The organism is Metasolibacillus fluoroglycofenilyticus (assembly GCF_003049645.1).
GTDB classification, from domain to species: Bacteria; Bacillota; Bacilli; order Bacillales_A; family Planococcaceae; genus Metasolibacillus; species Metasolibacillus fluoroglycofenilyticus.
On sequence record NZ_PYWK01000001.1, the window covers coordinates 1340954 to 1356266 of the forward strand.

13 protein-coding genes and 1 pseudogene are annotated in these 15313 nt (G+C 40.5%); all 14 read left to right on the forward strand.

What is annotated here, in order from left to right; all coding sequences use genetic code 11:
- Window positions 1-24 precede the first annotated feature (24 nt).
- Complete coding sequence (locus tag C9J36_RS06175) at window positions 25-1641, forward strand: PP2C family protein-serine/threonine phosphatase (RefSeq protein WP_107942533.1); 1617 nt, start codon at window positions 25-27, stop codon at window positions 1639-1641.
- Window positions 1641-2918: a normocyte-binding protein gene (locus C9J36_RS06180; RefSeq protein ID WP_107942534.1), complete on the forward strand. Its 1278-nt coding sequence runs from the start codon at window positions 1641-1643 to the stop codon at window positions 2916-2918. The genes C9J36_RS06175 and C9J36_RS06180 overlap by 1 nt, the downstream gene beginning before the upstream one ends.
- Window positions 2915-3604, forward strand: a complete 690-nt coding sequence (locus tag C9J36_RS06185) for an iron-dependent peroxidase (protein ID WP_235616018.1) — start codon at window positions 2915-2917, stop codon at window positions 3602-3604. The genes C9J36_RS06180 and C9J36_RS06185 overlap by 4 nt, the downstream gene beginning before the upstream one ends.
- Window positions 3605-3624: 20 nt before the next feature.
- Window positions 3625-6270: a molecular chaperone gene (locus C9J36_RS06190; protein WP_107942536.1), complete on the forward strand. Its 2646-nt coding sequence runs from the start codon at window positions 3625-3627 to the stop codon at window positions 6268-6270.
- 21 nt (window positions 6271-6291) lie between these two features.
- Window positions 6292-7065, forward strand: a complete 774-nt coding sequence (locus C9J36_RS06195) for a DNA and RNA helicase (RefSeq protein ID WP_066163759.1) — start codon at window positions 6292-6294, stop codon at window positions 7063-7065.
- A gap of 17 nt (window positions 7066-7082) precedes the next feature.
- A complete protein-coding gene (locus C9J36_RS06200; protein ID WP_107942537.1) occupies window positions 7083-7718 on the forward strand; it encodes a hypothetical protein in 636 nt (211 codons plus the stop codon).
- Window positions 7715-9136 (forward strand): hypothetical protein, encoded by a 1422-nt coding sequence (locus C9J36_RS06205; RefSeq protein ID WP_107942538.1) that lies wholly within the window; start codon window positions 7715-7717, stop codon window positions 9134-9136. Before C9J36_RS06200 ends, C9J36_RS06205 begins: the two co-directional genes overlap by 4 nt.
- Before the next feature lie 12 nt (window positions 9137-9148).
- Entirely contained in the window at window positions 9149-10279 is a 1131-nt protein-coding gene (locus C9J36_RS06210) for a pentapeptide repeat-containing protein (RefSeq protein ID WP_107942539.1), read from the forward strand.
- 13 nt (window positions 10280-10292) lie between these two features.
- Window positions 10293-10841, forward strand: coding sequence for a serine protease (locus C9J36_RS06215; RefSeq protein ID WP_107942540.1), 549 nt, complete (start codon window positions 10293-10295; stop codon window positions 10839-10841).
- 26 nt (window positions 10842-10867) lie between these two features.
- Window positions 10868-11278, forward strand: a complete 411-nt coding sequence (locus C9J36_RS06220; RefSeq protein WP_082798950.1) for a DUF4280 domain-containing protein — start codon at window positions 10868-10870, stop codon at window positions 11276-11278.
- A gap of 18 nt (window positions 11279-11296) precedes the next feature.
- Window positions 11297-12754 (forward strand): contractile injection system protein, VgrG/Pvc8 family, encoded by a 1458-nt coding sequence (locus C9J36_RS06225; protein WP_107942541.1) that lies wholly within the window; start codon window positions 11297-11299, stop codon window positions 12752-12754.
- Window positions 12754-13902 (forward strand): pre-toxin TG domain-containing protein, encoded by a 1149-nt coding sequence (locus C9J36_RS06230; RefSeq protein ID WP_107942542.1) that lies wholly within the window; start codon window positions 12754-12756, stop codon window positions 13900-13902. Before C9J36_RS06225 ends, C9J36_RS06230 begins: the two co-directional genes overlap by 1 nt.
- 19 nt (window positions 13903-13921) lie before the next feature.
- Complete coding sequence (locus C9J36_RS06235; RefSeq protein WP_107942543.1) at window positions 13922-14575, forward strand: hypothetical protein; 654 nt, start codon at window positions 13922-13924, stop codon at window positions 14573-14575.
- 340 nt (window positions 14576-14915) lie between these two features.
- A pseudogene (locus C9J36_RS06240) lies at window positions 14916-15257 on the forward strand (IS21 family transposase); the annotation flags it as partial.
- Window positions 15258-15313: the final 56 nt, after the last annotated feature.

Consider the following 15313-nt stretch of genomic DNA (forward strand, 5'->3'; position numbering starts at 1 on the left):
TCGTGCTGTAGAAGGAGGACGCATATGAGAAAGGAAAATAGCGATTTCCAAACGAGCTTCTTATCTGAAGCAGGCTCCTTTTTGCGAAATAGAGATTATTTTGCGTATACGACATTGGATGATTACTCTTGCTGGGTAGCTGTGAAAGGGCTTGATTCAGATCAGGAGGTAGATAGTGCAAAAATCGCTGTACAAGCCGTATTGGAAAGCTTTATCGCTAAGCCCTCAATGGCGAAGCGCAGCTTGGCAAACTATATGCGGCAAGCACATAAAGTTTTGCAGCAGCAAAGCTTACGTGTGCGATTAAAGGCTAGCATCGTTATCGTCGTTTCGGATTATAGACGAATACGATGTGCTGTTGCAGGGAATGCGCGGCTCTATCATTTTAGAAATGGTATTACGCTATTTAAGAGCAATGACCAAAGCTTGGCACAGGAAATATTTGAGCGCCAGCAGCAGGTAGTCGATACAAGACAGCATGAGGAACGTGACAATTTATTAACCTATTTAGGGCAGCCATCGAATTTTAATCCCTCTATATCACCTAAAATGAAGCTGCATGAGGGAGACGTTCTGCTACTATGCTCAGCAGGTTTTTGGAAGCATGTGGAGGATGTTGAAATGATTGATGCGTTGGAGCTAGCTAAGGAGCCAGCACAATACGTTGATGTCTTAGAGGAAGTGCTATTAAGCAGACAAAGGAAGGTCGTAGATAATTACACAATTGCGGCTATCTTTATTAATAAAGTGTATCAAGAATCCAATAAGAAAAAAATGAAATATATAAAATGGCTCGCCGCAGCGCTTATTACATTGTTATTAGTCGGTGGAGGTGCAGCTTTTTATCAGGCAAAACAAGTGAAAAAAATAGCAGAGTTGACAGTTGATATGAAGGAACATGAGAAAAATGGTAACCTCTATTTCCAAGATGGCAATTATGGCGAGGCTGTAATGGAGTATAGCGAAGGGAGAAATGTAGCGAAAAAATTGAAGGACCCTGTACATAGAAATCTATTAGCAACAAAGCTACGCATTACCCAGCTTATTGTTCAAGGAGATGAGGCAGCAGAAGCGGGCGAATTTGCGAAAGCAATGGAGCACTATGAAAAAGCGAATAAAGAGGGCAAGCTACTTCAAAGCTTTGGGAAAGAAGAGATTGAAAAGCGCATGGCCAATATGGATTCAATTGTTGCAATTGTAGAGGAAACGAAGGAAGGAGACGTACTTTTTAACGCAGAGGATTACAACGGGGCATTAGACATTTACCAAAAGGCTAGAAAAAAGGCAATTGCCATTTCATTTACAGGTGAGCCACAAATTAAAACGAAAATAGAGGAAGCAGAAGGGAAAGTTGCAGAGCTAACAAAGGCACAGCAAGAGCTTCGCGCAGAGGGCTTAGAGAAAAACGGCGACAAGCACTATGCGATGCAGGAATATACAAAGGCAATCGAATCGTACACAGTTGCACAAGAAATCTATCAGGAAACAGGACTAATTGCAAAAGTGCTAGGATTAGAGCGCAAAATTATGAACAGCAATGATAAATTACATCCTGTACCATCTACTATCGAGGTGTCAAATAATGAAATAGACGACTTAGAGCAAAGTCTCGAAAGTGAAATGTTTAAGGAAGGAAAATAATGTCGATGAAAGAGCTTATGTTGGAACGCCTTAAAAAGATTGAAAACTTAGAACAACGTCAATTATTAAAGGATATGATAAGCGGCGTTTTTACTAATTTAATTGATTATCAGCAGCAAATGAATGATCGCTTAGAGCAACGCTTATTGGATGAGCTGAAGCCAGATGAGCAACAGTTTGCTATTTACGGCACGGTTATCGCGAAAGAACAATATGACCCAATTCATGAATATTTATTTCCTATAATCCCTACAGACCCAGAGCGCAAAGTTATCTCGATGGAGGAAATAAAGCTTGCTTTCTTGCATCAGCAGCCTGCTATCGTATGCACAATATTTTTACAATGTGACAGCTTGCAAATACAGCAACTATTATCAGAAAATAGGCAATTTCATGGCAAGCTTCATACGACAGCAGGAGATATAGATATTCAAGTTTACTTAAGGAAGCAGCAAATTTACAGCAAAGCGATTGAGGAGCTTTACAATACGTTTCAAGTAAATGGTATCCCTTGGAAAACAATTAATCACCCATATATCCATAAATTTTTGGATGTTCATTTGACTTTTCAGCCTTTACCACAGGATGAAATAGAAATTATCGATATGACAATCGATTTAGAAGAATATGAGCCCTATAAAAAGATGAATATGCTACCGCTCTGGAATATCGAAAGGCATAAGGTGAAAAATGCAGGCTTCCCAGTTCCAGCAATCGACAAGGTCAATTTTGAGCATATGCTTTCCATTAGAAAGCTAGGAGCGGAGCATAGTTATTTAGTGGTAGGGGATGAGGCGACGATTCGTTATGTGAAGCGCTCTGAAAATGCAATAACGGTTGTCTGTCCACAGGATAAAGCGGGCATATGGCAGCTTATTAAAGTAGCCAATGTACAGCAGGACAAAATTGGTACACTTGCTTACGAGCTATTTTCGAATCGTCCGCTTGATTGTTTTATGCAAAGGCTATCCGCGAGCCATCCTGTAGCCATTCATACAGCAGGTGAATTGGTGCGACTTATTCATTCTTTCAATTTAGTGGAGCGTTTAGCTTTTATTGACTTTGAAATTATAGAAAATGAAGCGGTAAGCAGCTATAGCTATGCACTAAACCCTTTTTTAACAGAGATTATTAGCAAGCCTCATCATAAAAAAACGATGGTATTGCAGTTCAAAGCATTCAAGCAGGATTTTATTGCAAATGATTTATTAAGCTTTGTTGTATCAGAGGTGCAGCGCCATTTCTATGAATACAACTGCATAGGGGTGTGGCAATGAATTATATTTGGGATTTATTGATTCGTGCTGAGGAGCAAGGTTTTGCTCGCAACGATATTCATTTCATATGCGCGACGAGCTACTCCCCCTATATGGAGCTAAGCCCGCAAGTATTGAATACAACAAAAATAGAGCAAACGATAGAAATTAATCCTTATTATCGTTATTCAGAAGTTTTTAAACATTTATTCCAACCTGATAATGTGACGGACATGGAAATACAGGAATATTTGCTTGATATCGTCATTCATTTTTTAGGAGATATAGACCGTATGCAGGGAATGAATCGCAAGGAATATTTCATGCGCTTTTTATTGCAGGAATTCGCCGCCCATACATTTGGTCAAGCCGTTCACTCTTATTGTCAAGCGTTGACAAAGGCGGAGCAGGAAATAGTAGCACTCAATATGATTCGCATGTATCAAACGGGGGATGTCATTTACAACTTTAAGAATACATTGAAAAAGCTGTTTCCTCATTGTGCCGTATATATAAATTCAGAGAACAAGGATGAGGTACTGCTTTATATCGGACAGCGCCAAACAGCGCAGCGGGAGATGAAAATTCAATTGATACGTACTTTATTCATGCCAATCGGCTTTACGCTTGATATTTATTGGACACAGCATTTCGGCATTGTCGATGTAGAGGACACGATGAAGATTGATTATATTGCGCTGTATTAAATACAAAGGAGGATGGCAAGATGAAAGCTAATTATTCCTATAAATTACATACAAATCGACGTTATACAGAGCGCTATATGGTGACATATACACGCGCTGAATTAATGGAAATGACAACTTTTCAGCTACGCAATATTTGCTACAAGGAAAAGCTTGTAAAAGGACTTGTCAATACATTAACAAGAGACCAACTTGTGCAAATGATTTTACGTTATCGTGGCGCGGAGGAGCATTTGTTAATTGAGGAATATGCAGAAGGGGGCTTTGCACGAGTTGAGGCCGCTATGCAAAGCTATTTAAAAACGCCGCTTGCTGATAATGGCAATATTAAAGTCCCTGCTAAAATGAGTATTTATCGAGAGATGAAAATAGATGCAACAGATAAATATATTGTAGAAACAGCTGGGCTAGTTGAAGAATCGAATGTACTACTTGTAAATGAGCAGCAAGCGCTATGTGCGATTTTGACATTGCAAAAGGACAAGCAGCAGCCAAATCGCTACTACTTCGTAACAGATGCCGCAATGAATATGCAAAATACAAAAAATAAAAACTATAGCTTTATTTTTTTGAGAAAGCAAGATTCGGACTATTTATACAAAACCTATTATCAAGAGGTTCCACAGCCACCAACAAATTTGCACTATTATAAAGTACCTATATTAGATTTAGAAATTAAGGAGCTTGAAACGACAAATGCGATTTTAGCGATTGATTTTGGCACAACGAATACAACAGCAGGTGCCTATTTAGCGCATGACTATGTCGCATCGCCCTGCTCGCAAGACTTACTTAATAATCGCATCCAGCTGAATCAAATTAATTTCGTCACCTTTCCAGATATGCTTCATCAACAATGGACAGCGGTTGTTCCGACGATTATTAGCGTAGCTGATTGCGCAAATGGAGACCATATTCATTATCACTTTGGTTATGACGCCTTGCAGGTAATGAAAAAAAATAATTACACAACGCTTGCAACGAAATTTCAAGGCATGAAGCGCTGGGTCAATCATTATAACAAAAGCGAAGAAATTATGGATGTTAACGGCAATACAGCGATTGTCCCGCGCAGTCAAATGCTCAGAGAATTTTTGCTCTATATTATACGGACTGCGGAGCATCAATTTAAGTGCCGTTTTCAGCATTTACATATTTCGAGCCCTGTAAAGCTGAAAACGCAATTTTTAGATATGTTTCAGGCAATTCTACCTGAATATCATATTGAAACAACATATGCGCTTGATGAAGGCATGGCCGTTCTTTACAATACAATCGCCAATCAAATAGAAAACAATAGCTTTTTGGATGGCAAAACTTATAAAGCATTAGTTATTGATTGTGGTGGAGGTACAACAGACCTTTCCTCCTGTCAATTTCGCATTGAAGATGGGCGTATTTCTTATAAGATTGATATCCATACAACCTATGAAAATGGAGATACTAATTTTGGCGGCAACAATATTACATATCGAATTTTCCAATTTATGAAAATTGTTTTTGCCAATTACTACAATCGCGGCAAGCGAGCCTATGATATTGATGCCTTAATTGATATTCCAGGCAAAGATATTTATCGTTATGTGGATGAATTTGGTGTGGAGGCAGTCTATGCTCAGTTCGAGCAGGCTTTTTTAGAGGCAGAGCACATCATTCCAACCCGTTTCAAAGAATATGAAAACCGCACGCGCGATGAATATTTACGTGTGCGTAATAATTATTATTTCTTGTGGGAAATGGCGGAGGAAATGAAGAAGGAATTTTTCCGTAAAACGGGCATTTTACGCAGTCGTTTCCACTCGACAATTGATGCAGAGCAAGAGAGCGACCTCAATGTTACAGCGGTCGAGCGCTGGTGTTTATCAATAAAGGAAAACGAACAATTCCAAGACGTATATGACTATCCGAACGTTTACTTCAATATTAAAGAAATTAACCATTTAATCAAGGCAGATATTTACGATATTGTCCGCAAATTTTTAGAGGACTTTTATGAAACAGGTGTGTTAAATGAATACTCCATTATTAAATTAACAGGGCAATCGTGTAAAATTGATGCCTTTCGGGAGGCTTTAAAGGAATTTGTGCCGGGGCGTAGCATTGAGTTTAAACAAAAGGCTGAAAGCGTCGGCAATGTACCAGAGCTAAAGCTTGCCTGTCTGCGAGGGGCGCTACGCTACTTAAATGCAAAAAAAATCGGCATGATTGAGACAAATGTGACAAATGATGCACCTGTTGTACCATATGCCGTAAGTGCATTGACACATAACAAGCAAGAAAAGCTATTAATTAGCAGCCTAGAAAGACTTAATCAAATACACGGGACGATTTCACGTCCGTTAGGTGTAGTCGATGTAGAGTTTTACTTGCATAACCATGAGGATAAATCCTCCTATAAATATGTTTACACAAATCATGCGGAAGATTTTGTTCCAGTGCTGTATGAGCAAATTGCTACATATTACGGTGAGCATATTCCGCAAAATGAAACAGACTCAATTGTCAATGGTGAGGTCAAGTTTTTTGTCTTTGCTAGTCAAGACCATTGGGGCTTCCATGTCGTTCCTGTTGCTCGTCAAAACGAGCAATTATTGCTAGGGAAAAAGCACTTCTTTGCCTTTGAAACAGACTTATCAGAGCTCGATTTCTTTGATGGCTTGAAGTAGTAAGAAACGAGGTGAACCAACATGGTCACAAATAAATACCCCCATTTTCAAAAGGGAAGGATTTTAAAGCGGGGAATGCTAGAAAGCTTGCGCGATTATCCGAGGGACATTGTCGATTTATATTTTCAAAATTATTCAGATGGCATTATTACTGGACTGGATATAACAGTGGATGGCACAAATTTAATAATCGCAAAAGGCATTGTAAAGCAGCAAGGCACTATTTATACGCTAACGACAGATTATACGCTATCCTACACGGCAACTGAGCGGGAAACAGCACTGCTACTGGAATTCGATGAGCCACAACTGACGCCTGATTATACGGAGTACACAGCAAGGCCATTATTAGTAGATGCTACAGCCGTAATGGATAATACGCTCGAATTGGCACGCTTTAAATTAAAGGCAGGAGCGATGCTACGTGCAAGCTACACAGATTTTGCAGACTTAGCAACAGAGTACAACACGCTTAATTATTTGTATTGCCAATATGCAGGCTTACAGCAAAGCACCTATCATCCAATGCTGTTGAAGTACTACGCGCGAGAGCTGCTTGAAAGCCGTAGCACAAACCCATACGATATCAGCTTTGCGCTCCAATGTTTAAATCAAGAGCGTATCGAGCGAGAAGTAGTAGATTGGTATATTAGCAGCCGATTAGAGGTAGCCTACCAACCATTATCAAATAAGCAAGCCCATCATTATTTAACGCGCATTTTAAGCAATGGACAAAACAGTAGACGCAGAGCGGATGCACATACAGGTCGTCCTGTACGCATGCTTGTGGATTAAAAGGAGGCTGAATCAAAATGGAATTTTTAGACGAGAAAATACTCGCACTAAGAAATGAAATGCGTGAGCAAGAAAGGCATGAGGAGGCGGTACAAGCAGAGACCGTATATCCAATTGACTTAACGCAAGATTTTATTGTTATCAATAATAAAACGGTCAAAATTCAAACAACTACACTGTTAAACAGTAGCATGACACTACGCATGCCTGCATCGTTTTTTGAAATGTCAAAGGAGCTTGCTGCATTGAAATATCCATCAGAGCACAGGCCGAATATTATTTTCACAGATGAAACGACGACTGTTAATTTAGCCTTTAGCCATACGACAATGGAGTTAATGGATGATGAGGTAGAGCAATTTCGAGACGAGATGGTGGAAGGGATGGAGGAAATGCAGCCAAATGCACAATGGCTGGATTCAGGGACATCTATCATACAAGAGAAGCCGATAAGCTATTTTTCTGTTATTACGCCAGCGATTGATGGAAGGCTGTTTAATTTAATGTTCTTTTGCGCTCTCAATAATTATGCATTCATAGGCACTTTTAATTGTTTAGAGGGAGATTTTGATACATGGCAGCCGATTGCATTAGGAATCATCGACAGCATCCAATTTACGCAACGACAAGATAAAGGAGGGATTGTGCAATGACAGGGGTAACGACCTATCACCAGTTGCAGGTAGAGCCATTTCAGCTTGTAAGTCTGCAAGAACTCACATTAACGAAGAAAATAAATGAGCATGCACATCTATATATGACGGCAATTGTCCCAGATGAAATGCGTGACCAATATGTAGAAATGGCAGAAAAGCAAACGACGATAGAGGTAAATCAGCTTACTGAACAGGGCACATCAACTCCGCTTTTTAAAGGCATGATTTTAGACATAAAAATACAAATGGTGCGCGGTATTTATTATATGGAGATGAGAGCAGTATCTAGCACCTACCAGCTTGATATTAAACAAAATACACGCTCCTACCAAGACAAAGAGATGGTATTTGCAACCTTATTTAAACAGCTAAGTACCACATATACAGGGCTTGATGTAATCGATAAGGCAACAAATAGTGCGAACCTTGAAAAATTTACATTGCAATACCGAGAAACAGACTGGCAATTTTTAAAGCGCCTTGCTTCACGCTTTCAAACAGGCTTAGTACCTGCCTCTACTTTTGAGCAGCCAAAATTTTATTTTGGTATACCGAATGGGCAGGAGCGAGGCAAGTTAGAGGATTATCATTATACAACGCGCAAAAATCTAGCAGACTATTTACGCTATACAGAAAATGGTCATCAAGGCATGACAGAACAGGACTTTTTATATTATGAGATTGAAACAGACGATGTTTTTGTGCTAGGCGATACAGTAACTTTTAATGGGCAGAAGCTCTATGTATATGAAATTTATACAACAATGAAAGATGGTCTATTAAAGCATTTATATACCTTAACGACGGAAAACGGTATGCAGCAAAAGGAAGTTTTTAACGAAGCAATTCCCGGATTGTCGTTAGAGGGCAAAGTGTTAGAGGTGGCAAAGGACCAGATGAAGGTGCATCTTACAATTGATGAACAGCAAGATAAAAGCAAGGCACATTGGTTTCTCTATAGCACACCATATACAGCAGAGGGCAGCAGTGGCTGGTATGCAATGCCAGAAATCAATGATTTTGTTCATGTTTATTTCCCAACACATCAAGATGAGGAAGGAGTAGCGAGCCATTCGATTCGTAAAAACCGAGAAACAAGCGCTACAAACAAGCTCGATGATCCTGCAACAAAATATTATCGTACCGCCTTTGGTAAGGAAATAAAAATGAGTCCAGATGAAATTGTGATTACAGCACAGGATGGCAGTGTCTTTATTCGCTTAAATGAAGCAAGTGGTATTGAGCTCTATAGTAAAGGGGCTATCCAATTGACTTCACAGGCAGATATTTCAGTGAATGCGAGTAAGAAAATCATTGTCTCTGCTGACGAGGAAATTTCATTAACATGTCAAGGGAGCAGTATCACAATGGATGGGAATGTCCAAATCTTTGGTCAAGAGGTCAAGGCGAATTAGGGGGGGAGAACGATGCAAACAACGGTTATGTCACAGCTTTTTTATGAACGGGAAGTTGCGCAAATGCGATTACGCTATTTGCTTGCATTAGAAGATTATTTCCAAGGAAATAGGGAGCAGCTTATTAGGCAATTTCAGCAGGCTTTTCAACAAATTTGCGAGCAGCTTGTAGCGCAACAAATTCTTCAGCATAAAGAGCCGCTTGGAAATATCACGATTTCGCTGCTGCGTACGGAATTGCTAGAGGGCAAATTTCGCTATGTAGTGGAAGGAACAACAGGCAAATGGTTTTTTGATGTTGCCCCAATTATCACGATTTATGATGCGAGCTGGGCATTACAATTTTTAGCGCAATATATAGTGGAGCTCGAAAAATATAGCAAAGTGTTTGCAGGGACGATTTCCCAGCTAGAAATAGATGGCTTGAAATTACAGGATGTAAAGTATTTTCACCAATATATTGCTAGTCTCGCACGCCTTGCACTTAGAGATGGAGCAGTAAGTACAGCCTATGAACAACTAGAGCGAGAGGCAAACCTTGAAGTGCGCATAGGGGAATTTTTCGATTACAGTGAAACAGTTTATCGTGAAGGAACCCCCACTAAAACCGCAGATGAAATAAAAGCATGGCTAGGTGAAAAATTGCCCAATGTCTATGCCTACGAGAACTTTCGTCAGCTTGACCTATCCAACGGTATGTACAATGACATAGATTTGCGCTATGCGTTTTTTGAAAATAGCCATCTAGCAAATAGCGAGCTATGTCGTTGTGCATTAATAGGGACGGATTTTGCAAAGGGGAATTTAATGAACGCTAATTTAAGTGCAAGTATGATACATGAGGCAAATTTTAGCCTCTGTCAACTACAAGGTGCAAATTTTCAACAAGTACAGGGGGCAGTGGGTCTGGAAAGTCGCCAACAATGGGACATGCCAGGCTATTACCCCGTTCAATTTACAGGTGCTAATTTAGAAAGAGCCAATTTTGAGCGAGCTGATTTACGAGGTGCTAATTTTCTAGGTGCTAATTTATATAATACTCATTTTGCGGGTGCTAATTTAGAAGGCGCAATTTTTTCAAAGGCAGCACAGCCATCGATACAGCTTACAGCAAAGCAAGCAGCCGAAGCTATTTGGCAATAAAGGAGTAGAGGCGATGAACTATTTTATTGTAAGACAGGACCAACGCAACCTACAGGCAGTGGAACCAATAGGAATAACAAAAGTACTCACAAAAGAGCTGTTAACGGCCGAGCGACTAGAAGAACTAGAGCTAGTCAACCGACAGTTTTCCATAACGACTAAAAAAGAGCCTGATTATATCGACTTTATTGAAAGACCAATTGCATTATTTTCTGACACACTCAAACAGCTTATTGAAAAATATGATACGAGCTTACCTTGGAAATCTGTTGTCTTGGCTGATATTCCAAATGTCCAGCAAACGCTTTACTGGCTAATGATTCCACCTAAAATAGCTTGTTTATCGCCACAAACAGAATTCCATCTCGATGGCACGCTCAAAAAGCTAGTCATTGATGAAGAAAAAGCTAAGCCCTACAGCATTTTTCAAATCGAAGGAATTCATGAGCCATTTATTTTAATCAATATCGAACTGGCTGAAAGCTTATTGCGCAGACAATTTCGCGGTATCCAGCTACAAAGAGTGCAAACAGAAGGCAGATGGCAGGAGTTATTTAACTAATTACTTAAAGAAAGAGGCGAATGAGCATGGCAGAACAACCATTACAAAACAAAGGTGCCGTACAGCTTAGTTATGTTGTAGCAGGTGCAACCTTATCCTGTTCTGAGGGAGACCAAACAAGTACATTGCAATTGCCTGTTAGTCATGGGGTTTTTCTAAAAAATAAGGCGAAAATGAATGAAATGGACTTTCAACCGAACGTTCATGTCCAGCCTTTTGGGCTATGTCAAACATTGGCAAATCCAGCCGTCGCTGCGGCTACAGCAGCTAATAACGGTGTTTTAAAGCCTATGCCCTGCACACCTGTCCTAACAATGCCTTGGATTAACGGTAAAAGTGACCAATTAATTGAAAACTCCCCTGCTTTAACGACGCAATCAACGAATATGTGCTTATATTGTGGAACAATTCGTGTGGAGGATGACGGGCAGGAATAATGGAAAGGAGGAAGGCAGATGAGCAAGCATGAAGCTATTGGATACGGTGAACTAACGCTTGTATCCCCTTATGATGTGCAGACATTACAGGATATACGCCTTAGCCAAGCAGTGAATGACCATGCAAGGCTGGTCTTAACTGGAATCATCCCTGCAGAACAAAAAGACCGATGTATGCAGGAGGCAACGAGTATGGACCAAGTTGAGCTATACCAGCTGAGTAAAGGTAAGCGCGTGCGTCCATTGTTTCGAGGGCAAGTAACAAAGTTAGTTGTTCGGATGGTCAGAGGGATTTATCAAATCGAATTAGAGGCAATATCTGCTACAGCGCAGCTTGATTATAAGCAGCAATCCCGCTCCTTTCAAAATGGGCAAATGACCTATGAAGCCATGCTGCGTGAAATCATAAAAAGCTATGCAGGTGCAGATATTATCGACCAAGCATCCAAGGGTGCAAAAACACAAGCATTTATATTACAATATAGGGAAACAGACTGGCAATTTCTCCAAAGATTAGCGAGTCATTTCCGCACAGTACTTGTGCCAGCAGTTGACAGCGCACAGCCTAAATTATGGTTTGGCTTACCGGAAGGGAATATCGTACAGCTTGCGGCGAATCATTATAGCGTAAGCAAAAATCGCATGCTATATTTACAAGCGAAACAAAATGATACAAGCCACCCACTAGCGGAGGAGGATATACTGCATTATAGCGTGACTTCCACACAGCCAGCCGCTTTAGGCGACCGCGTGCATTTCCAAGGCAAGGAGCTCGTCATCGCCAAGTCCATTGCTCGTATGGAGCAAGGAGTATGGACGTATGACTATCATCTCGTCCCCAAAACAGGTATTTACCAAGCGAAACAAACACTCTCGGCTCATACAGGGATTGCACTACAGGGGAAAGTGTTGGAAGTCAAAAAAGACCAAGTACGTCTTCATTTGTTGATGGATGAAAAGCAAAAGAAAGAGGAGGCGACATGGTTTTCGCTGGCAACCCCTTATAGTGCAGAGGGACATAGTGGCTTCTATAGCCCGCCAGAGGAAGGGGACAGTGTTCAACTCATTGTTCCTTCCATTGAAGAAAGATCAGCTTTTGTGCGACAGAGCTTACGCCAAGATGGCGACAAGAATCCAAAAACGGCTGAGGCTGACACCGCTTACTGGGGCAATGCAAACGGCAAGGAAATTAAGCTTGAACCGCAAGCAGTGACCTTGACAGCGACGGAAGGTGCTGTCTATATCAGCGTACACCAAGACAGTGGAATCGAGGTACAGAGCCAGCATCCTTTAGCCGTGACAGCAGGCGGCAATCTCGTCCTCACAGGCAACACCATCTCGTGGACAGCGACCGAATCCATCCACTTCACGTGTCGCTCAAGCAGCCTCGTGCTCGATGGCATATCTGATATTCAAGGACAAGTCGTATACATGACAGGTAGCTCGAAAGCCCCTGTTCCATTAGGGGGTGCCTAATGGGGAAGTTCTGGAAATCGATAGGCAAAGCCATTGCCAGCATTCCTGTCGTAGGAAATGCCATCAAAAGTGCGAAAAAAACCGCACAAAAAGTGAAAACAGAAGTCAAAAAAGTCGCTGAAAAGGTAGAAGCGAAGCTAACCGAATTAAAGGAGAGCGTGGAGGAGCTCCTCGAGGAATTAGAGGAATCCGTAGAAGAAGCACTCGGCAAAGTCACCACCTACGCCCGCAAGCTGCAAAACAACCTAGATGAGCTCGCACTAGTCCAGTGGGTGAAGAATGATGCGAAAAGCTTTGTGCTAGCTGCCTATAAAAAAACGAAAAAATGGGTAAAAGGTGGCTGGCGTGAAGGTCTCTCCATCGGCGTCGATTTCATCCCCGTTGTCGGCAATCTAAAAGCCGGCATTGAGGCGGTCATCGGTATCGACCCCATTACCGGACGCAAGCTCAGCACCGCGGAACGCGCCATCGCAGGCGCCGCCATCATCGGCGGTCCACTCGTCAAAGGGGCGAAGCATGTCGGCAAAGGCGCAATGAAAATCATCCCGAATAGCAATAAACTCGTCAACAGCCTCTCGAAACCGCTTGCCAAGCTCAAAGAGGGCGGTCAAAAAGTAGCAGAGAAAGCCGCTGCGAAGGCAACGGAGCTGAAAGCCCAAGCCAATGCGATGATGGCCCAAGCGAAGCAAGGCATGCGAGAGAGTATGGATAACGTTGGTCGTGCGTTGCGGGGGAATGAGCCGCAGCTGGCGATGGCGGGTGCGAATGGCGCGAAGGTTGGAACTGTGAAGAACAGTGATTCGATTGTGCAGATGAGTAGGGGTGAGTCTGTTGGTTCGGGGGGGAGCGCTAAGGGTAAGGATAATCTTAAATATGATGACAGAGTTTTAAAAAGGATGAAAGAAGACGCAGGTACACATCATAACTTCCCTACATCCTTTGACAAAACGATTTTATCTAATAAGCCATCAATTGTTAGACCTGATGGACGTGCAGAATATTTACACACAGGAACAATTAATGGTCAACAAGGTGTGTACCATATAACACTTAAAGACGGTGTTGTAACTCATCGTTCGTTTATTCCACAGAGCGATTGGAAAAGATATTCTAACCGTTGGGAGTTACCATCTCAAGTTACTCCATAAAATAGGAGGTTGAAAGCATTTGAAAAAACTTGATTTTAAAACTTATGGAGAATTTACAAATGAATTGTTAAATCTCAAGTACGACTCACAAATAATTTATGAGGGATATACAGATAACCTAATAACTTCAGCAGCAGGTGATTTAGAGCTAAAACTAAATTATGGTATGAGTAATACTTCTTCAGTAATCGCTAGAAAATATGGTGACCATATAGTATGGATACCAAAAGTTCCTTTAGACTCAGATTATAGATACAAAACCATTATTTTTAATTCAAAGCAGTTTGCAGAATTATGGACATTCTTAAAATATAAGGCAGAAGATGACTTAGAAACAATAAAAAATATAAGTGTCGATGAATTAAAACTAATGTGGATGATTAGAGCTAGAGGGACAGAACGAATTGATGATATATCAAGTCTGATAAAATCAGTTAAAAAAAATATCATTGCACTTTCTACAAGTTTAGAACGCGAGGAAACAATCTTTTATAATCTTATTGAAAACCAGTGGGAATTAAAAAAAGATAAGATAATAGAAGGTCAAGACTATTGGAAAAGTTTTATTTCTTATCTTGATAAGGGAGTATATGAGGAGTGGGAGGTTTTTAAAAAAGATAATAAAGATAATCTATATATTCACTTAGGTAATGGATATTGTTTACCAATTTAACACTTGTGACGGCTATCGAATGATAGCCGTCTTTTTGTTAGAGTACGGAGTGCCGAATAAACTCCTTTTTATTTAAAGAACAAAGATAACCCTTATAAGACATATATGATGTTTTAACAAATTTTATAGTACGTACAACACCTTTTAAACGTATGCCCTATTTATTCTTTATTTTGTTAAGCAAATAACCGTAATTTCATTAGTTACCACCATTTGTATTTGTTAAACTAAAACTGAGCCACCAACGCAATTGAAATGAGATCCACTTTCTATCAAAATAATCCTAACGATTAAAAGTTAGGAGGATATAGAGGTGATCAGTTTGGAGAAGAAGTAATTAGTGCTGCTTGAGTACTACCAGCACAATACAAGCCAACGTCAAATTGCGGCTAAGCTTAAAATGTCACGCAATACAGTAAAAAGATATATAGAGCAGGATCTCGCCGCAAGACAACAAGATACAAGGAATTTATCGGTTACGGACAATTACGTAACGCCTCCAGCATATAAAAAGCGAAACGGTAAAAAGGTTGCCTTAATCAATATGATTATGAAACGTCTTCGTCAGATGATGAAGCAGAATGAACAGAAGCGTGAATTAAATATGTATAAGCAGCAGTTGAAGATTATTGATATGCATGAAAAGCTTTTGGATGAAGGATTTAAAATCAGCTATACGACTGGTTAAGATAAGAAAAGGGTTAGAAGGTTCGGTAAAGAACCCGAACTTAGACGCTG